The sequence below is a fragment of the Streptomyces sp. NBC_00996 genome (assembly GCF_045162675.1).
In the GTDB taxonomy this organism is placed as follows: domain Bacteria; phylum Actinomycetota; class Actinomycetes; order Streptomycetales; family Streptomycetaceae; genus Streptomyces.
This window is the reverse complement of the sequence record NZ_CP108723.1, coordinates 4,710,408-4,729,588: the sequence shown is the minus strand read 5'-3', so window position 1 is coordinate 4,729,588 and position 19,181 is coordinate 4,710,408. Positions and strand designations below refer to the sequence as shown.

Sequence of the window (19,181 nt, the reverse complement as noted above, 5' to 3'; positions counted from 1 at the left end):
GGGACGAAGACCTCCGACAGGGCAACCCGCATACCCCATAACGGTGACTTCGGAGCTCGCCGTTCGGCTCGGGCGGCGGACCCCCGGCCCCTGCTTGAGATGTTGGCCAAATCTGTCCTTGCCAGGCATCTTCACGTAGCCTCATGGCCCGTGAAGATCGCACGGGTGATACGGAGCCGCGTACGGGAAGCGGCCACCTTGGAGGGCCTCCACCAGCTGTACCAGGAAGGCAAGTACGAGGAGGCCGAGGCCGGAGCCAGAGCGATGGAGGAAAAGTCGGGGCGCCGGCTCAGGCGAAGTCGGGGTCTCGCGGTGGGGTGGCACGCCAAGGCTCTGGCCACGGCGGCGGCCTGTGCTCACGGGCGCGGGGCGCAGGTGCTGGACGAACTGGAATCTCTCACAGCAGAGTTGAATGAGATGGTCGGCCCCGGCCGGGTACTGCTGCTGATGATCCGGAGCAACCGCATGCTGGTTCTCAACAGTGCGGGGCGCCACAGCGAGGCGGAGGCGGAGGGACTGGACATACTGCGCGACCTGACTCGGCTCAAGCATCTGGCACCGGTGTGGTCGATCGAGCTGTGCGTACTGGACAACCTGGTCGACGCGCTGTGCGGGCAAGCCCGCTATGAGGAGGCCGAGGCCATCGCCCGGGGGAATCTGCCCCGCGCCGAAGGGACGGCAGTCGCTGCTCTGCACTGCGGCCTGGTGCGCAGCCTGAACGGGCAGAAGCGGTACGACGAAGCGCTCACCGAGGCGCATCGGTTCACCCCACGTTGGGATCGGGGCCAGAGCGGGAGTCTGGGCATAGCCACGGCCGTCGCCCTGCATGGCCTGGGGCGCCGAAGTGAGGCGGAAGCGACGGTCCGTGAGGCGCTGAACGACTGCGAGCGGTTTCTGCATTCGGACCACCCCCATTTCCGGGAAGCCCGCGCACTGCTGGCCCGCATCACCGCCGACGACCCACCAGCGCCGACAGCCGAGGAGGCCGCGCGCTGACTGCGGCGGCCTCTTCCCGTCAGGGCGAGCTCACCGCCAGGTGTCGTTGGCGGCGTATAGCCCGACGAACTGCCGGTCGGGTATGGGTGGCTGGAGCCGGACTCCCAGATCCCGTTCCCCGAGGTGCCCCCTGGCTGACACGGACGCACATTGCGTCAGCCACACGAACCGGGGAAAGGCGGGCGACGTCCTCGCCATGGATGTCGAAGGCACCCGCGTGCAGCTGGTCCACCGTTGCTTTTCGTTCCGACGTTCAACGCCCGCGTCACCGATGCCGTCGGTGCCGCTGTTCAGTGGGTACCGCCGCTGCCGGCTGGAGGCTACGGCTCTGCTGAGCGGGGATCGAGCCTGCGATGGTCGAGCGTCGGCGGGCGGCTTCGGCACGGCGGTTGGGTGCTGGGTTTCGGCCGGCGTGCTGGATGCGGGTGATCAGGACGCGGGCGGGTTGGCGGGCGGTGGTCAGCTCGCGTTGGGCAGCGGCTTCCTTGAGGAGTTGGTGGGGTTGGTGGCCGCGGGCTTCGGCGTCGGCGAGGACGGTGGCGAGCGCGGGCCAGGCCGGGTCGGCGAGGATGCGCTCGGCGTGGTCGGGGACGGCTGCTCGTACGTGGCTGGCCAGGACGCGGTGGGCTTCCTCCTTGGGCGGGTCGGGCTGTGAGTTCGGCGAGCGTCGGGGCGAGGGCGCGGTCGGCGGCTGTCTGGAGGTGCTGGATGGCTTGGCGGGCGGCGTCGGCCTGGTGGGCGTGGTTCTTCGCTTTGTGCCAGCGCCCGGCGAGGATGGTCGCCCAGACGAGGGCTGCGACCAGGGCGGCCAAGGCGCTGCCGTCGGGGCCGGTGGCGGTGTGGACGATGTCGCGTACCGCGCTCCGCAGGGCGTGGGCGGCACGGTCTTTCGCCCGGACCTGGGACCGCTGGGCCCGGGGGGACTAGACAGCGTTGCGTGGGGCTATTCGTACTTGCGCGGCTTCCTTCCTGATCAGGACTGAGCGACGGCGGCTCAGTGGCCAGGGATGTCGCCCAGCGCCGAGGGCGACTCCCTGGGGGCGACCCGGAGCCGATGGGGCGCGAAAGAAGCGGAAGCCCATATTCCGTGACGTCGGTCACAGAGCTCCGCGAATCAACCGGTGTACTTAGTAGATGCAGCTTGGTGGACATCTGAGGATTTGCCCGTCTTGGCCCGGATGCGGATTCCGCCGCGCGTCCCGGAATTCCGGCCGGCCGGCCCGCGCGCCCACTGCCCCGCGCTGTAAGGCTTCTGACGCCGCGACAGCTTTCCCTCCTGCCACCGTGTGCGGACCGGAGGCCCGCGCACTGCCCCGGAGAGGTCCTGGGACCTACGAGGCGACGTAGTGGCGGGGCCCATTGCGCGCCTTGTCGGGCCGTTCTAAGAATGTCGACCCACAGGACGTCGCTGCAGTTCGGAACCGGTGTTCACGCCGAGTCGGCCGCGCGCTGCGGCGCTCGGCGTCACTGAGTGAGTAGGAGCCCCCCACATGAATTCGTCCCGAATGTCCCCGAGACTCCTCGCCCTCGCTCTCGGCCTGGGACTGGCCTCCAGCGCGCTGGGCGCAGCGGTGCCGGCGAGCGCCTTGACGGCCCCCACCCCGTCCGCTTCCGCCGATACCTCCGTGGCGGGGTACGACGGGTCGGCCGAGGAGGCCGCGAACAACAAGGCGTTCTTCGAGGCCGTGCTCAAGTCGGTCGCCGAGAAGCGCGCCGCCCAGCCCAGCGGGCAGGCGGTGACCCTCCACTACGACGCCTCCAAGGCGCCGAGCTTCCGTTCGCAGATATCGAGCGCGGCCGCGATCTGGAACAGCTCCGAGTCCAACGTCAAGCTCGAGGAGGCTTCGAGCGGGGCCGACTTCTCCTACTACGAGGGCAACGACCCCCGCGGGTCCCACGCCTCCACCAACGGGCACGGGAGCGGCCAGATCCTCCTCGACTACACGCAGATCCAGCAGAACGACCCGATCCGCGTCGTCACCCACGAGACCGGGCACGTGCTGGGCCTGCCGGACAACTACAGCGGGCCGTGCAGTGAGCTGATGTCGGGCGGCGGCCCCGGCCCGTCCTGCACCAACCGCTACCCGAACGCCACCGAGCGTGCGCGTGTCGACGAACTGTGGGCCAATGGGCTCGCGCAGGCCCCGGGCACGGGGAACCAGCCCGCTGGCGACCCGAGCGCTGCACCGTCGGCACCGACCGTGGCCCCTGGCACGGGGGACCAGCCCGCTGGCGGCCCGAGTGCGGCATGGCCGGTATGGCCCGTGGGGCCGGGCCATGGTCCGTGGCATCCGCACCACCGCACGCCCTGGAATTGACTGCGTTCCAGTGGGAAGCGGCTCGCTGTCGAGGACGGCTGCAGCCGCATGCTCAAGACGGTCGTCTGAGTGCGTTGTGGCAAAGGGAGTCCCTGTTCGATGAGCAGGGGCTTCTTCGTGTGCGGGGCATGATCGCGACGGGGTAGGGGCAGGCAGCGGACGGCTTGCTGTTGATCGAGGAGGGTGCGATGCCGTCGGTGCTGGGGCTGATGGAACGGCGTGAGGCGCGGGCGAGGCAGGATCTGGAGTCCTGGACGGAGGTTCTGGAGCAGGCTCAGGCGGAGGTGGATGCCGCGCGGGAGCGGGTCGAGCGGGCCCGGGTGGGGCGTGAGGAGCTCGTGTCGGTGCTGGCCGGGGAGAGCCCGGTGAATACGCCGGTTTCCGTGCCGTCTGGTGGTGAGATGGCTGCTGCCGTGAGATCGAGCGGCCCCGGCGCGGGGCATGGCGAGAGGCCGCCGGTGTGGCGGTCGGGCCTGGGCGAGGAGGTGCTCAGCGGCCTGTACCGGGAGGTGTTCGCCGCGGTGGTGGCTGCTTCGGGGCCGGTGAACGGGGTGGAGTTGACGCGGGCGGTGGGCCGGGAAGCGGAGATCAAGAACGAGGTGGAGAAGATCCGTCACCGTGCCTACGTGCTGGAGAAGCGGGGCTGGCTGGTGCGGGCGGAGGACGGACGGTTCATGCCCGCGCCCGGAGCAGTCGGCCGGGGCGTTTCTCCGGCCAGCGCGGAGCGTCTGCGGCCAGGCGCCGGGACAGCCTGATCACGGCGGCCCACCACACCATCTGGGCGTGGTGGTCGGGGCGGCGTTCGTGGTCGCGGTTGAGGCGGCGTGAGCGGGCCAGCCAGCTCAGCGTGCGCTCCACCACCCACCTGCGGGCCAGTACGACAAATCCGCGTTGCCCGTCGGATCGGCGCACGACCTCGATCCGGACTCCGTGACGGGCGAACGCCTTCGCCAGCGCCGGACCCTGGTAGGCACTGTCGACCCACACCAGCTTCAACAGCCGGCCCGGCTGGTCCATGAACGTCTCCAGCAGCGTGGGGGCGGCCTTGGAGTCGTGCATATCGGCCGTGGTCACGGTCACCTCCAGGAGCAGGCCCTCGGAATCGGTCAGGATGTGGCGCTTGCGCCCGTCACGTGACTTGCCGCCGTCGTATCCGCGGCTGTCCTCGCCGACGGTCTCGGAGGCGTCCACCGACTGACTGTCGATGATTCCCGCACTGGGCTCGGCGTTGCGGCCTGCGCGTGCCCTCGCCGAACATCGCAGGCGTTCGTACAGTTCACGCACGTAGTCATAGGTCCGCCAGCGGCGGAAGAAGTCATAGACCGCCCGCCAGTACGGGAAATCGACCGGCAGGGCCATCCACCTCACGCCGTTGTCGACCAGGTAGCGCACAGCGTCGAGCATCTCGCGGTGGCAATACGCCTCCGGACGCCCGCCCCGCTTGAGCAGCCAGGCCGGCACCGGCATCGCCGAGCGTGCGGGGGGAGGCTTCAAACCATGTGTGTCACGAACGTAGAGGGGAGTTCAGGTAGGAGGAGCTTCTTGATGCGGTGCTGTGCGAGAGATGAAGGATGGTTGGCCCTTCGGTGCCGTCCTGCGGGGGATGGTGCCAAACCGCCACATGCTGCGTTGGTTGACGACCGTCGTGGTGAGCGATGTGGAAAAGGCGGCGGTAGAGCCGTCAGGTAGGGATCAGGAAGACGAACGCAAGTGAATCGCTGCGGAAGTGTCGTTAGAAGATAGATGACATCAGAACCGGAGATTTGTGGTTGCTCCGGGATAAGTCTGGCGGGAGTCCCGTCTACTGGCCAGGCGGTGTCCGGCACGGAGGCGACGTGAGCCTGATCTGCGGCTTTCGCATGGAACGTGAGAAGGCATGCCCCGATAATGCCGCTTGAGTAATACGGGTGGCGAGAGGGAGTGGCTCAAGCGGAAGAACCGTGAGGGCTTGAGTACCGATGCGGGGCGTGCTGGCGGACCGGCTCGTAGTAGTGAGGAACCCTTTGTAATGAGGGGGGAGCGAAGGGGTCGGGTCATCCGTGACTGATTGTTCGTTCGGTCAACCGGAAGGTCTCCGGGAGGAGCTGGGTGGACCAGTTGAAATCATCAGGCAAGCCGTTTGAGATTTCGAAGTGGGAGGTTCAGGAGGCGTACGAGAAGGTCAAGGCAAACAAAGGTGCGCCAGGGGTGGACGGGCGTTCCATCGAGGACTTCGAGAAGGATCTGAAGAATAATCTCTATCGGATTTGGAATCGTCTGTCCTCGGGGAGTTACTTTCCCCCTCCGGTGAAGGGTGTGGAGATCCCGAAGTCGCATGGTGGCGGGGTTCGTTTGCTCGGTGTTCCTACCGTGGCGGACCGAATCGCTCAAACGGTTGTGGCCCGGCGTCTTGAAGAAAAGGTCGAACCGATCTTCCATCAGGACTCCTACGGTTACCGTCCTGGGCGGTCCGCGTTGGACGCGGTCGCGGTATGCCGAAAACGCTGTTGGAAGTACGGCTGGGTGATTGATTTGGACATCCAGAAGTTCTTTGACAGCGTGCCATGGGACCTTGTCATCAAAGCGGTTCAGGCCCACACCGATCTCCCCTGGGTAGTGCTGTATGTGCGGCGGTGGCTTGAGGCGCCGTTGCAACTGCCCGACGGGACCTTGCAGCAGCGTGATCGGGGAACCCCGCAGGGTTCTGCGATTTCGCCTGTACTGGCTAACCTGTTCATGCACTACGCGTTCGACATGTGGATGGCCCGGGAGCACCCGGACGTACCGTTCGAACGGTACGCAGACGATGGTGTTGTGCACTGCGTCAGCGAGAGCCAGGCCCGGAGACTACGGGAGGCGATCGCGAACAGGATGCGGGAGGTCGGGCTGCGTCTGCACCCTGACAAAACCAAGATTGTGTACTGCCGGGACGGTAAACGCCGACGGCCCTTCGGGCAGACGGAGTTCACCTTCCTGGGGTTCACTTTCCGGGCCCGCAAGGCCATCGACAGGAACGGGGAGAGGTTCACCTCGTTCCTGCCGGCGATCAGCAAGGAAGCCTCGAAGAAGATCAGCGGTGAAGTGCGGCAATGGCGGCTTCATCGGCAGATCGGCCGGACCTTCGCAGAGCTCGCACGGGCGATCAATCCAATCATTCGGGGCTGGATGCAGTACTTCGGCGCGTTCTACCGGACAGCACTGCTTCCCCTCCTGGAGCGCATCAACGCCTACTTGATGCGCTGGATCCGCAAGAAATTCAAGCGGCTGAGGACCTTCAAGAAGGCCCATGCGTGCTGGCGGCGTATCACCCGTCAGTACCCCAGGCTCTTCGCCCATTGGGCATGGATTCCCACGTTCTGGTGATCAGGATGACAAGAGCCCGGTGACGGGAGACTGTCACGCCGGGATCTGTGAGGGCCGGGGGGCGAAATTCCCCCCGGCTACTCGACCTCATGCTGCGTTGGTTAACGACCGTCGTGGTGAGCGATGAGGAAAAGGCATCGGAAGAGGTGTCAGGTGGGGAACGGGAAGACGAACGCAAGTGAATCGCTGCTGACGTGTCGTAACACAATCAGACGACGTCGAAACCGGGGTATGGGATAGATCTCGGGATGAGCCTGACGGGAGCCCGTCTATTGGTCAGGTGGCGTCCGGCATATAGGCGACGTGAGCCCGGTCTGCGGCATCCGTACGGAACAGGAGAAGGCAGGGCCCGGTACTGCCCGCCGGATGGTGGGCGAGAGGGAGGACTCCGAGCAGCAGAAACTGCCAGGAGCTGAGTACCGACCCGTGGCCCTGCTGGCGGACCGTCTCGTAGTAGTGCTGAAGCCCCTGTAATCGGGGTGGAGCGAAGGGGGCGGGTCGCTCGTGACTGAGTTGATCGCATCAACCGGGAGTATCCCGGGAGGAGTTCGGTGAGCCAGTTGAAGTCGAAGGCCAAGTCGTTTGAAATCTCCAAGTGGGAAATCAAGGAAGCATGGGAGGAAGTCAGGGAGAACAAAGGGGCGTCCGGAGTGGACGGGCAGAGCATCGAGGACTTCGAGAAGGACCTGAGAGGGAATCTCTATAAGGTCTGGAACCGGATGTCGTCGGGCTCCTACTTTCCTCCTCCGGTGCGTGCGGTGGAGATTCCTAAGGTGCACGGAAGTGGCATGAGAATGCTCGGCATTCCCGCTGTCGCGGACCGTGTGGCGCAGACCGTTGTGGCGCGGCATCTCATGCGGCGAGTGGAACCAGTATTCCATCCGGACAGCTACGGATATCGTCCCGGACGGTCGGCCTTGGATGCCGTGGAGAAATGCCGGGAACGCAGCTGGAAACGAGACTGGGTCGTCGAGTTCGACATCGTCCGCTTTTTCGACAGCGTGCCCTGGGACCTCCTGGTCAAGGCCGTGGAAGCACACACCGACGCCGTCTGGGTGAAGTTGTACGTGCGCAGGTGGCTTGCCGCCCCGCTCGTCATGCCCGACGGAGCCCTGCGGCAACGGGAGCGCGGAACCCCGCAAGGGGCTCCGGTATCTCCCGTTTTGGCGAACTTGTTCCTGCACTACGCGTTCGACACCTGGGTGGACCGGGAGTTCCCCATCATCCAGTTCGAGCGGTATGCCGACGACGGTGCGCCACGAACACAACAGGAGGTTCTGATGTAGACGGAAGCTCTTGACGTGGTGCTGCACTGGTGATGGAGGTAGGCCCTCCGGGATCGCCCACACAGGGGGAGATCTCAAATCGCCGCAGGTTGCTCCGGTGAATGAGCCGGGGTGATGAGCACTGCGGAAAAGGCGCACGAGATGCGTCAGGTGCGTGCCGAGAAGGCGAACGCGAGTGAACCACTGCTGAAGTGTCGTAAGCGTATGAGTGGTTGCCGAAACCGGGGTCCAGTTGTTGCCCCGGGACAAGTCTGGCGGGTTCCTGTATTCCTGGCCAGGTGGCGGCCCGGCATGAAGGTGGCGCGAGCTCGGTGACAGGCACCAGTGCGGAACGTGGGAACCCCTCGCCGCGATGCTGCCGACGGTCAAGTTGAAGGCCGGTTGGCGATAAGGGAGAACCCCAAGCAGCTAAAACTGTGAGGGGCTGAGTACCGATGCGTGGCAGGGGGACGGACCGCCTCGTAGTAGTGATGAAGTCCCTGTAATGGGGATGGAGCGAAGGGGGCGGGTTGTCCTGATCTTGTTTGGTGGTCAACCGGTATGTCCGGGAGGAGCCAGGTGAACGGATCAAGGCCGCAGGCCGAGGTCAAGTCGTTCTATATTTCCAAGTCGATGGTGTGGGAGGCGTATCTGAGGGTCAAAGCCAATCGGGGTGCACCCGGGGTGGACGGCGTTTCGATCGAGCAGTTCGAGCAGAACCTCAAGGGAAATCTGTACAAGCTGTGGAATCGTATGTCGTCTGGCTCGTATTTCCCTCCGGCGGTGAAGGCCGTGGAGATCCCCAAGGCGGGCGGGAAAGGTGTCCGTGTGCTTGGGGTGCCCACTGTGGCTGACCGGATCGCCCAGACGGTGGCCGCGATGTATCTGGAGAGGCGGGTGGAGCCTGTGTTCCATCCGGACTCCTACGGGTACCGGCCGAGGCGGTCTGCGCTGGACGCGGTGGAGACGTGCCGGCGGCGTTGTTGGCGGAACGACTGGGTGGTCGATCTCGACATTCGGGCGTTCTTCGACAGCGTGGACCATGAGCTGATGCTCAAGGCCGTCGAGCGGCATGTTGACGCAGACGGGAAGTGGGTCCTGCTTTATGTCCGGCGGTGGCTTGTGGCGCCGCTGGCGAAGGCGGACGGTTCGGTGCAGGAAAGGGATCGCGGGACTCCCCAGGGGTCGGCGATCTCGCCCGTGTTGGCGAATCTGTATCTCCACTACGCGTTCGATGAGTGGCTGGGGCGGGAGTTTCCGCACATCACGTTCGAGCGGTATTGCGACGATGCGGTGATTCACTGCCGCAGCGAGCACCAGGCCCGCCGCGTGCGGGACGCGCTCGCAGCGAGATTGGCGCAGGTCGGCCTGGAGTTGCATCCCGGCAAGACGCGCATCGTGTATTGCAAGGACGCTGACCGACGCGGCTCGTTCGAGCACACGTCGTTTACGTTCCTCGGGTACACGTTCCGGCCGAGGCTGGCCAAGAACCGGTATGGGAAGCACTTTGTGAACTTCCTGCCCGCGGTCAGCAAGGAGGCGATCAAGGCGATGGGCAAGGAGATGCGTTCCTGGCGCATCGCTCAACGCAGTGACAAGTCCCTGATGGACCTTGCACGGATGTTCAACAGCGTCGTGCAGGGATGGATCAACTATTACGGACGCTTCTACAAGTCCATGTTGTATCCCCTTCTCCGGCGCATCAACCGCATGTTGGTGGGCTGGGCTTGTCAGAAGTACAAACGACTACGCCGCCGGGAGAAACGCGCGGGAGAACTACTGGCTGGCACGGCCCGCCGGTATCCCAACATGTTCGCCCACTGGCGGTTCGGCCTCAAACCTGATGGCTGGGCAATGGGAGCCGTGTGAGCCGAGAGGCTCCCGCACGGTTCTGCGAGCGGCGGCGGGTGAGATTCCCGCCGCCGACTCACCCGGTCATGCACTGCGTCACAGAGCGTCAGGCCCACGAGGTCCTGGACGCGCTCCGGAACAGGATGGTCGAGGTCGGGCTGGAACTGCACCCGGACAAGACCCGGATCGTGTACTGCAAGGACGACAAGCGCCGCGGCTCGCACGAGCACGAGGCGTTCACGTTCCTGGGCTACACCTTCCGCGCCAGATTGAGCCGTGACCGACAGGGTGTTCAGTTCCTGTCGTTCACGCCGGTCGTCAGCAAGGAAGCCCTGAAAAGGATGGGGCAGGAGGTGCGGTCCTGGCGACTGCACACCCGCTCCGACCTGTCCTTCGTGCAGCTCGCCCGCAGGATCAATCCTGTGGTGGCGGGCTGGGTCAACTACTACGGCCGCTTCCGGCCGTGGGAGATGAACCCGGTCTTGAGGCGCATCAACGCCTATCTGGTGCGCTGGATCCGACAGAAGTACAAGCGGCTGGCGCCGAAGCGCAAGGCCATCGCGAAGTTCCAGGAGATCGCGAAGCGATACCCCGGCATGTTCGCGCACTGGCGCGTGACGATGGCGCTCTGGATGGTCTGATGATCAGGGCGACAAGAGCCGTGTAACGGGCGACTGTTACGCACGGTTCTGTGAGGGCCGGGAGGTGAGATTCCTCCCGGCTACTCGGCAGGTGAAGACCTGCGAGGGGCCGGTCGCCGTCAGCTCGGGGATCGTCCTGGGCGGATGGGTGGCCTGGCGGCGGCGTTCGCCGTTCTGCCCGGCGGCGGACAGAATCCGGTACATCGTCCGCTCCGAGCACCAGTAGTTCCCCGCGTCCAGCTCACGCGCCCAGACCTGCGCGGGCGGCAGGTCGGCGTACTCCGGCCGGTTCAACAGCGCCAGGACCTGGGCCCGTTCGGCCGGCGAGAGGGCCGAAGCGGGCGCGGGTCTTGGGGACGGTGCGGGCTTCGGCCTGGGGCTGATGTGACGGTAGTGGGTGGCGCGTGAGCGCCCGGTCAGCCGGCAGGCCGCTGTGGTCCCCAACTGGCCCTGCACGCCCGCGAACGCTTCGTCGATCACGGGCGCGGCGGCGTGCTTCAGTCCGCGCTCTCGGAGAGCAGTTCCAAGAGCGCGTTGGCTTTTCCCATGACTTCCAGGGCCGCGTCCCGGCGGGCCAGGTCCTTCTCCAGCCGGGCGACCTTCTTGCGCAGCCGCTCCAGCTCGGCCTGCTCGGCCGCCTTCTTCGGCCGCACCGCCGAGGTCCGCCGGTCGACAAGGGCATCCAGGGCGCCGGCCTCGCGGGCCTGGCGCCACTCGATGATGTGCGAGTGGTACAGCCGCTCATGGCGCAGGGTCGCGCCCTTCTCCCCGGCCGGGGCGGCGTCGTACTCGGCGACCATGCGCAGTTTGTACTCGGCGGAGAATGTGCGCCGTTTCGGACGCGGCGCCGGATCCGGTCCGGAGCTGCTGGGGGTGGTGGTGCTGGCCATGCCGGGGTGTACTCCTGTCTCGCCCATCCAGGCTAACCCGACAAGACGGGTGCCTCAGCCGAGGCTGTCAGAGAGGGGCCGCAGAGGGTGTCTCCCACTTCACGCCCGCAGCTCGCTAGCTGTTCTGCCCACGGAGGTTGGTGACAGGGTTCACGGCTGATTGATCTTGAAATGGGTGAGGGCCTTCTGGCCTGGTGTGGATTGCGACATCTGCACCGGCGACCAGAAAGGCCCTCGTGCCTCACCGTAATGCACCCCTGACCGAGACCGGACGGCTGCGTCTGGCCCGTTGTGTGGTCGAGGACGACTGGCCCCTGCGCAGGGCCGCCGAACGCTTCCAGGTCTCCGTGACCACGGCCAAGCGGTGGGCCGACCGCTACCGCGAGCTGGGCGAGGCAGGCATGAGCGACCGCTCCAGCCGCCCGCACCACAGCCCGCGCCGGACCCCGACCCGCACCGAACGCAGGATCATCAAGGTCCGCGTCCTGCGCCGGTGGGGACCGGCCCGCATCGCCTACCTCCTGGGCCTGAACCCGGCCACCGTCCACCGGGTCCTGACCCGCTACCGCCTGGCCCGGCTCACGCACCTGGACCGGGCCACCGGCCGGGTGATCCGCCGCTACGAGCGCGACCGCCCGGGCGAGCTGTGGCACGTCGACATCAAGAAGCTCGGCAACATCCCCGACGGCGGCGGACACAAGACCCTCGGACGCCAGGCGGGCCACAAGACCCGCTCCGGCGCCGGCTACAGCTACCTCCACAACGCCGTCGACGACCACTCCCGCCTCGCCTACAGCGAGATCCTCGCCGACGAGAAGAAGGAGACCGCCGTCGCCTTCTGGCAGCGGGCCCACGCCTTCTTCACCGAGGCCGGGATCACCGTCGAACGCGTTCTGACCGACAACGGCTCCTGCTACAAGAGTCACCTGTGGCGCAACTCCCTTGCACAGCAGGGCATTTCACACAAGCGCACGCGGCCGTACCGGCCTCAGACCAACGGCAAGGTCGAGCGCTTCAACCGCACCCTCCTGGACGAATGGGCCTACGCGCGGCCCTACCGGACCGAGGACGACAGACGTGCCGCCTACCCGGCCTGGCTGCACACCTACAATCACCACCGCGGACACACCGCGCTCAAGGGCCAACCACCCGCCAGCCGCGTCCCCAACCTCACGGGTCAGTACACCTAGGGCGCGTATCGAGTCGTGATCATCGGGTGGTCCTGGTGAGGTCTTTGATCCAGATCATCGAGGCGTGCAGGTGGAGACTGGCGAGGTAGCTGTCGGGAGTCTTGTCGTATCGGGTGTCTCATCGTCCCAGTTCCGGCCTCCTGGTACGTCACGCTCTGGGGCGGGTGCGGCACGTGGAGCCGACGTGAGCCGACCGGTGCACTGATGTCCGGGCGGGGACTCATGGGACATGGCCCGGCACCCGGCTCAGGTTCCGGGGAGGATACGGCGCGTTTCGTAGGCCCACATCGCGATCTCGACCCGGTTGCGGGCGCCGAGTTTGGCCATCAGGCTGGCCAGATGCGTCTTCACCGTGCTGAGGCTGATGTGCAGTGCATCGGCGATCTCGGTGTTGGTCAGCCCGCGAGCGACGGCGAGGAGCACCTGCTCCTCGCGGGCGGTGACGGGGGAGACCGGCTGGGCCACGGGCCGGCCGGCGGGCAGGTCCGCGAAGGCCTGGAGCAGACGGACGGTGACGCTGGGCGCGATGAGCGCCTCACCGTCGGACGCCGACCGTACGGCCTGGGCCAGAAGGTCTGGTCCCGTGTCCTTGAGGAGGAATCCGCGGGCGCCGGCACGCAGTGAGCCGTAGACGTACTCGTCGAGGTCGAACGTGGTGATGACGACCACGGCCAGCGGGTCGGCGACGCCCGGGCCGGCGACCAGCCGGGTGGCACCGAGCCCGTCGAGTACGGGCATGCGGATGTCGAACAGGCAGACGTCGGGGCGTAGTTCGCGAGCCAGACGTACCGCTTCCCGCCCGTCGGCGGCCTCGCCGACCACCTCGATGCCGGGCTGGGCGTTCAGCATGATCCGCAACCCGGTGCGGATGATCGTCTGGTCGTCAGCGACGAGGACGCGAATGGACACCGCTCTCGCTCCTCGCTCTCGGCAGTTCGGCTTCGACATGCCAGCCCCGGTCAGTGCCCGGGCCGGCTCGTAGTGTGCCGCCGAGCAGGGTCGCGCGCTCGCGCAGTCCGGTAAGTCCGTATCCGTCGCGACCCCGGCCGGTGCGCCGGCCGTTGTCGCGCACGCTCACCCGTACCGTGTGCCGTTCCGCGGCGACCCGGACGACGAGCTCGGTCGCGTCGACCGCATGGCGCATCGCGTTGGTCACCGACTCCTGCACGATCCGGTAGACGGCCGCGTCCACGGCCGGGGGCAGCGCGTCCAGTTCGCCGTCGAGCCCCAGGTCGACCCTGAGGCGACCACCCGGGGTGCGCACCAGGCGCTCCAGATCCGCGACACCGGCAGGTGGCGCCAGCTCGGCGCCGACCCCGCGGTCGCGCAGCGCGGCGACCATGGCTCGCATTTCCTCCAGCGTGCGCGCCCCTTCCTCCTCGACCCCCTCCAGCGCCTCGACGGCGGCGGACGGGTCGGTGCCCGCGAGCACCCGGCCCGCCTGGGCGATGATCACCATGGCCGACACGTGGTGGGCCACCGTGTCGTGCAGTTCCCGGGCGAGCTGCTCGCGCTCGCGGGAGCGCACCTGCTCCAACTGCCGCTCGCGAGCGGTCACCCGGAACCGCACGGCAGCCCCGACCACGCCGGGCACCAGCAGGAAGACGAAGCCCACGACCTTTTCGACGACCGGGGTCTCGTCCGTGACGACACACAGCGCGCCGGCCGCGAGGATCACCGCGCCGCCCAGCACGATCTCCCGTCCCGATCCCCACCGGGGCAGCGCGTACACCAGCACGAGCACGACCGCGCCGGTGTACAGGCCGACGGGCTCGCGCGGTGCGGCGATGAGCGAGGCCACCGGAAGCAGGATCACCGAGCCGAACGCCAGCGTCACCATCGCCAGCGGGCGGGTCCGGCGCCACAGGGGCAGCAGGCACAGCCATACGGCGAACACCACCGCCACCGGCCGCCACACGACGTTCTCGCGCAGGGTGGCCTCCAGCGCCACACCGGCAAGGCCCGCGGCGAGCAGCGCCCAGTCCCGCCGCACCCGGGCGGGCGCGTCGGGGGGCCGGGGTTCGGTCCACAGGGTTCGCAGGTCGTCTCGGAGCACGGTTCTCAGCCTAGGGACCGCGGCGTGCCGCGCATCGGCCGAAAGGACGGGTCGTCACTCCGCCCCGGGGCCGACGGATCCGCGGCCCGCGGGCCGATGCCGCGGAGCGCCGTGGCGACGAGCCTCGGCATCGGCGGCCGTACAAGGACGGCCGACGAGGTGGTTGGAGGACCCGATGCTCTCGAAAGCCCTGTTGCGCCTGGGCGCAAGCGCCGCCCGCCATCCCTGGCGGGTGATCGCGGCATGGCTGATCGCCGCCACGCTCGCCGTCCTCCCCGCCGTCGCCTTCGGCGGGCGTACCGCGGACTCGATGACCGCTCCGGGACTGGACTCCCGACGGGCCGCGGAACTGATCGAGCGGGCAGGCACCGGCCAGGAGGGGATGACCGCCCAAGTGGTCGTCACCCCCCTCGACGACGGTGCGACGTTCTTCGACGACGACGGCGCGCGCACCGCTCTCACGCGGCTGCGGGCCGAGGTGAAGCGGCTGCCGCACGTGCTCGGCACGAGCGACCCGGCGGGGGCGCTCGACACGGGCGGGGACACCGCCGTGCGCGGCGGCCTCGTTTCGGCCGACGGGCGGATCGCGGTCGTCCGGGTGCAGTACCCCGACCAGAGCCGGCTGTCGGCCGAAGACCTCGACGCCCTCGTCGATCTCGGCGACCGGCTGCGCGCCGAGCTGCCGCTGCGCATCGAGATGGGCGGGAGCCTCTTCTACGCCTTCTCCGACCCCGACGGCGGCGCGAGCGAGCTGATCGGCCTCCTCGCCGCGGCCGCGATCCTGTTCCTGGCGTTCGGTTCGCTCGTCGCCGCCGCGCTGCCGATCGGCATGGCGGTCTTCGGGCTGACCGTCGGGGTCGCCACGATGACGGTACTGGCGGGGGTGACAGAGGTCCCCACCTTCGCACCGGTCCTGGGCAGCATGGTCGGGCTCGGAGTGGGCATCGACTACGCGCTGTTCGTGCTCGCCAGGCACCGGGAGTACCTCGCGTGCGGGCTCGATCCGCAGGCGGCGGCCGGACGAGCGGTGGCAACGGCGGGGCGGCCGGTGGTCTTCGCCGGCGGCACCGTCGTCGTGTCGATCCTCGGCCTGGCGGTCGCGAACGTGCCGTTCATGACGGTGGGCGGGGTTGCCGTCTCGATCGTCGTCCTGACGATGGTGCTCGCGTCGGTGACGCTGCTGCCGGCCTTCCTCGGCGCGGCGGGCCCGCGCCTGGCCCGGGCCGGCCGGATCGGCCGGGCTCTGCAGACCAGGAAGCTGGGCCGACTCGCACGGCGGCGGGACCCGGCGGCAGGCGCCGCCCACGCCGCCGGGTGGCGTCGCTGGATCGGGCACGTCAGCCAGCACCCGGTGCCGTACGCGGTCGGCGCGGCGGGGCTGCTGCTGACCGCGACGCTGCCCGTGCTCGGCCTGCGCGTCGGCCTGCCCGACGACGGCTCACTGCCGCAGAGCCGTACTGAACGCCGGGCCTACGACCTCGTCGCCGAGGGATTCGGCCCGGGCACCAACGGTCCCCTCGTCATCGCCGCGGACCCCACCGGCGATCCGGGAGTGCTGGACCGACTCGTCGCAACGGTCGCGGCGGATCCGGGCATCGCATCCGTCGTGCCGACACACATCGATCGGGCCACCGGCATCGCGACCCTCGTGGTGTTCCCGACCACCAGCCCTCAGGACAAGGCCACGGCCGACACCATCGCCCGGCTGCGCGCCGAGGTGCTGCCCGCGGCGATCGGGCACGGCCCGGCCACGGCGCACGTCGGCGGGGCCGCCGCGAGCCTGTCCGATGTGGGCCGACGCACCAGCGAACGTCTGCCGGTGTTCGTCGCCGCCGTGCTGGCGATGTCGTTCCTGCTGCTGATGCTGGTCTTCCGCTCGGTCGTCGTACCGCTCAAGGCGGTACTGCTGAATCTGCTGAGCATCGGCGCGGCCTACGGCATCATGGTCGCGGTCTTCCAGTGGGGCTGGGGAGGCGCACTCATCGGGCTGGAGGCGACGGTTCCGATCGTGTCGTTCATCCCGATGTTCCTCTTCGCCATCCTGTTCGGCCTGTCGATGGACTACGAGGTGTTCCTCCTCTCCCGCGTACGCGAGGAGTACCTGCGCACCGGCGACAACGGCACGGCGATCGTTGAGGGCGTCTCGCGCACCGCCCGGATCATCACCTCGGCCGCCCTCATCATGGTGGCGGTCTTCCTGTCCTTCGCCGTCGCCGAGGACCCCTCCACCAAGATGTTCGGGCTCGGCCTGGCCACCGCGATCTTCATCGACGCCACGGTCGTACGTATGGTGCTGGTACCGGCGACCATGACACTCCTGGGCCGGGCCAACTGGTGGCTGCCGACGTGGCTAGACCGGACGCTTCCCCGCGGCCCGGTCGGCACCGACGCGGAATCCACGGGTGAGGCCCCGCGTCCACGGCTGGTTGACCGTTGACTCAACTCCTGCCCGCCCTTGGCGTCCGGCACCTCAGCGCGTCACCTAGGGGCATATCGAGTCGTGATCATCGGGTGGTCCTGGTGAGGTCCTTGATCCAGATCATCGAGGCGCGCAGGTGGAGACCGGCGAGGTAGCTTTCGGGAGTCTTGTCGTATCGGGTGGCGATGCCTCGCCATGCTTTGAGCTTGTTGATCAGGCGTTCGACGGTGTTCCGCTCCTTGTAGAGATCGGCGTCGTGGCTGACGGGTCGGCCACCTCTGGAGCCCTTCTTCTTCCGGTTGGCGGCCTGGTCCTTCTTCTCCGGGATGACCGCCTTGATACGGCGTTTACGCAGGTGGGCGCGGTTTCCGCGGGACGAGTACGCCTTGTCCCCGGCGACCGCGTCCGGCCGGATGCGGGGTCGGCCGACGGGCCCGCGTACCCGTACCTTCTTCAGGACGGGGATGAACTGCGGGCTGTCCGCCGCCTGGCCTGTGGTCAGGATGAACGCCAGCGGGCGGCACTTGCGGTCGGCGGCGAGGTGGACCTTGCTGGTCTGCCCGCCTCTGGAACGTCCGAGGAGGGCGGCCTTCAGCCGGAGTTTCCGCCGACGCCGCATGCGTCGTCGTTCTTCCAGCGCGGGATCACTTTCGGTCTCTTGCCCGTTTTGCTCCTCGAGGTCGCCCCCTTTGACCTGGCCTCCTCCTCCTCGGCCGCGGCTTTCTCCAGGGCGGTGACGACGTCCTCGTCGAGGTACATCCCGGCCGCGTCGTGGTGGGCTCGGGCGGTGGTGGAGTCGATGCTGACCAGGGACAGGTCCACCTCACCCCGCTTCGCGGCTTCCGTGATCAGGCCCTCCAGCAGAGCCTCGAAGACGCCGGCGTCACGCCACTGCCGGAAGCGGTTGTGGACGGTCGACCAGGCGCCGAACTCCGTCGGCATCTGACGCGCAGCACCGTAGTTCCCAGCCGCACCGAAGTACGCCCGCAGATCCCTGGGGCACCGGACGGCTTCGACCTGGACGTCTCCCTCGTCGAAATCGCCGACCCGGCGGGCCTGGTCAACCTGACCGACGACAACTGCGGGTCCACCTGCGGCGCCTGCACCACCAACGTCGCCTGACCCGGACCCGAGATCACTCCGGTCTGGTGCCGCCGCGTCTCCGCACGGCGGCACCAGCCGCCCGCCCCCTCACCAACGGAGATACTTGGTGGTTGCTCCGCCCGCAGCGTTCCGCACCGGTTCCACCGCTCTCGTGCGCGCCGTGGCCCGGCCCTCGCTGCCGTTTCCTCCATTCCCTGACCTCGATGACCGCTCGCCCAGTGGTTCGTCTACCCGCGTGGCGTGGCTACGCGCGGTCTGGGCGAACACGGACAACGCCGAGGCACTCCAGCACTCCAGCCCGGTCCTTGCTGCGCAGCCGAGGCTGCAGCCCGGCTCGTACCGCGCGCCCGCGTCACCTCCGAGAACACCACGCCCGAAGCGGAAGCCGAGCCCGACGAGGCCGATGAGGCGCAGGCGGACTCCGTGCCGGAGGGTGCTGATCCGTCGGGAGAAATATCGGGGCCTGGCGACTCATCCGCTCACGCAAACGGCCCCGGACGAGGAGTCCGAGGCCGACTAAAGCGCCTCCCTGGGGAAGAAACCCCAGGTCAGAGCGGTAACGCGTTGTGCCCCCGGCAGGATTCGAACCTGCGACACCCGCTTTAGGAGCATGATCATAAGCTCACTCGTCTTGCCTGATCTGGCTTGATTCTTCGCCGTTTCAGCAGGTCAGTGGACTGATGGGGGAAGGCGGGGGAGCGATCTTTCGTGATCCTTCGCGGGCCTTCTTTGTTTTGCTGTTCCCATCAGGTTCCCAGCCGAGGGCATGGAGGCGGTCTTTCGAGAGCTAGCAGAGGCATCTACGCAGGTTCGTCGCCCAACCGGGTTCCATTGAGCACCGCAGATGCTTTGGGAGGGGCGACAGGCTCGCTCCCTTGGCCCGGGAGTTGAGCCAGCGGCCGTTTCCGCAGGTCAGCCGCCTGACCGCAGGCTAGCTCGTCCTTGCTCCGTTCGGAACCGGAACTGCTCCGCCTGGGTCGCCTCCCGGCTCCTCCATCTGCCGTACGGCGAGTGCCAGCGGCGCGTGGTCGGAACCGGTGGTCGCGCAGAGGCGTCCTGCGTTACCAGTGAAGTTCATCCGATGTTGCTGGAGGCGGCCGTTCGTCGGC

14 protein-coding genes and 3 pseudogenes are annotated in these 19,181 nt (G+C 67.7%); 10 read left to right on the top strand and 7 right to left on the bottom strand.

The features are described from left to right. Positions 1 to 150: 150 nt before the first annotated feature. Positions 151 to 996: a hypothetical protein gene (locus tag OG390_RS22225; protein ID WP_406170417.1), complete on the top strand. Its 846-nt coding sequence runs from the start codon at positions 151 to 153 to the stop codon at positions 994 to 996. A gap of 265 nt (positions 997 to 1,261) precedes the next feature. Here OG390_RS22225 and OG390_RS22220 read toward each other — a convergent pair. Continuing rightward, positions 1,262 to 1,913 (bottom strand): annotated as a pseudogene (locus tag OG390_RS22220) (mobilization protein); the annotation flags it as partial. 573 nt (positions 1,914 to 2,486) lie between these two features. On the opposite strand from OG390_RS22220, the pseudogene snpA reads away from it, so the two are divergent. Further along, positions 2,487 to 3,140, top strand: a pseudogene (gene snpA / locus OG390_RS22215) (snapalysin); the annotation flags it as partial. Positions 3,141 to 3,502: 362 nt separating this feature from the next. Continuing rightward, the gene (locus OG390_RS22210) at positions 3,503 to 4,069 is read left to right on the top strand and encodes a hypothetical protein (protein WP_406164537.1); all 567 of its coding nucleotides are present in this window, start codon (positions 3,503 to 3,505) and stop codon (positions 4,067 to 4,069) included. Here OG390_RS22210 and OG390_RS22205 read toward each other — a convergent pair. Further along, positions 3,987 to 4,808 (bottom strand): IS5 family transposase, encoded by an 822-nt coding sequence (locus OG390_RS22205; protein ID WP_406170415.1) that lies wholly within the window; start codon positions 4,806 to 4,808, stop codon positions 3,987 to 3,989. The genes OG390_RS22210 and OG390_RS22205 overlap by 83 nt on opposite strands. Positions 4,809 to 5,402: 594 nt before the next feature. On the opposite strand from OG390_RS22205, the gene ltrA (OG390_RS22200) reads away from it, so the two are divergent. From ltrA (OG390_RS22200) to OG390_RS22185, 4 genes are all read left to right on the top strand, one after another. Next, positions 5,403 to 6,656, top strand: a complete 1,254-nt coding sequence (ltrA, locus tag OG390_RS22200) for a group II intron reverse transcriptase/maturase (RefSeq protein ID WP_406170413.1) — start codon at positions 5,403 to 5,405, stop codon at positions 6,654 to 6,656. Positions 6,657 to 7,207: 551 nt separating this feature from the next. After that, positions 7,208 to 7,942: a reverse transcriptase domain-containing protein gene (locus OG390_RS22195; protein ID WP_406170411.1), complete on the top strand. Its 735-nt coding sequence runs from the start codon at positions 7,208 to 7,210 to the stop codon at positions 7,940 to 7,942. A gap of 558 nt (positions 7,943 to 8,500) precedes the next feature. Further along, positions 8,501 to 9,790 (top strand): group II intron reverse transcriptase/maturase, encoded by a 1,290-nt coding sequence (gene ltrA / locus OG390_RS22190; RefSeq protein WP_406170409.1) that lies wholly within the window; start codon positions 8,501 to 8,503, stop codon positions 9,788 to 9,790. Positions 9,791 to 9,858: 68 nt separating this feature from the next. Continuing rightward, a complete protein-coding gene (locus tag OG390_RS22185; protein WP_406170407.1) occupies positions 9,859 to 10,413 on the top strand; it encodes a group II intron maturase-specific domain-containing protein in 555 nt (184 codons plus the stop codon). A gap of 36 nt (positions 10,414 to 10,449) precedes the next feature. Here the strand turns inward: OG390_RS22185 and OG390_RS22180 are convergent, their stop codons facing one another. After that, positions 10,450 to 10,893 (bottom strand): hypothetical protein, encoded by a 444-nt coding sequence (locus OG390_RS22180; RefSeq protein ID WP_406170405.1) that lies wholly within the window; start codon positions 10,891 to 10,893, stop codon positions 10,450 to 10,452. A 17-nt stretch (positions 10,894 to 10,910) separates the two neighbouring features. Beyond that, on the bottom strand, positions 10,911 to 11,303 hold the full coding sequence (locus OG390_RS22175) for a transposase (protein ID WP_406170403.1): 393 nt from the start codon (positions 11,301 to 11,303) through the stop codon (positions 10,911 to 10,913). A gap of 236 nt (positions 11,304 to 11,539) precedes the next feature. Here OG390_RS22175 and OG390_RS22170 point away from each other — a divergent pair, with 236 nt between their 5' ends. After that, a complete protein-coding gene (locus OG390_RS22170) occupies positions 11,540 to 12,493 on the top strand; it encodes an IS481 family transposase (RefSeq protein WP_406170401.1) in 954 nt (317 codons plus the stop codon). 246 nt (positions 12,494 to 12,739) lie between these two features. Here the strand turns inward: OG390_RS22170 and OG390_RS22165 are convergent, their stop codons facing one another. Both OG390_RS22165 and OG390_RS22160 read right to left on the bottom strand, forming a co-directional pair. Then, a complete protein-coding gene (locus OG390_RS22165; protein WP_406170399.1) occupies positions 12,740 to 13,402 on the bottom strand; it encodes a response regulator in 663 nt (220 codons plus the stop codon). Continuing rightward, positions 13,377 to 14,549: a sensor histidine kinase gene (locus OG390_RS22160; RefSeq protein ID WP_406170397.1), complete on the bottom strand. Its 1,173-nt coding sequence runs from the start codon at positions 14,547 to 14,549 to the stop codon at positions 13,377 to 13,379. The genes OG390_RS22165 and OG390_RS22160 overlap by 26 nt, the downstream gene beginning before the upstream one ends. 175 nt (positions 14,550 to 14,724) lie before the next feature. Between OG390_RS22160 and OG390_RS22155 the strand changes: the two genes are divergently transcribed. Next, positions 14,725 to 16,986 (top strand): MMPL family transporter, encoded by a 2,262-nt coding sequence (locus OG390_RS22155; protein ID WP_406170395.1) that lies wholly within the window; start codon positions 14,725 to 14,727, stop codon positions 16,984 to 16,986. Between the two features lie 67 nt (positions 16,987 to 17,053). Here the strand turns inward: OG390_RS22155 and OG390_RS22150 are convergent. Then, positions 17,054 to 17,925, bottom strand: a pseudogene (locus OG390_RS22150) (IS5 family transposase); the annotation flags it as partial. On the opposite strand from OG390_RS22150, the gene OG390_RS22145 reads away from it, so the two are divergent. After that, on the top strand, positions 17,911 to 18,090 hold the full coding sequence (locus OG390_RS22145; protein ID WP_387925134.1) for an FxLD family lanthipeptide: 180 nt from the start codon (positions 17,911 to 17,913) through the stop codon (positions 18,088 to 18,090). The pseudogene OG390_RS22150 and the gene OG390_RS22145 overlap by 15 nt on opposite strands. The last annotated feature ends 1,091 nt before the right edge of the window (positions 18,091 to 19,181 follow it).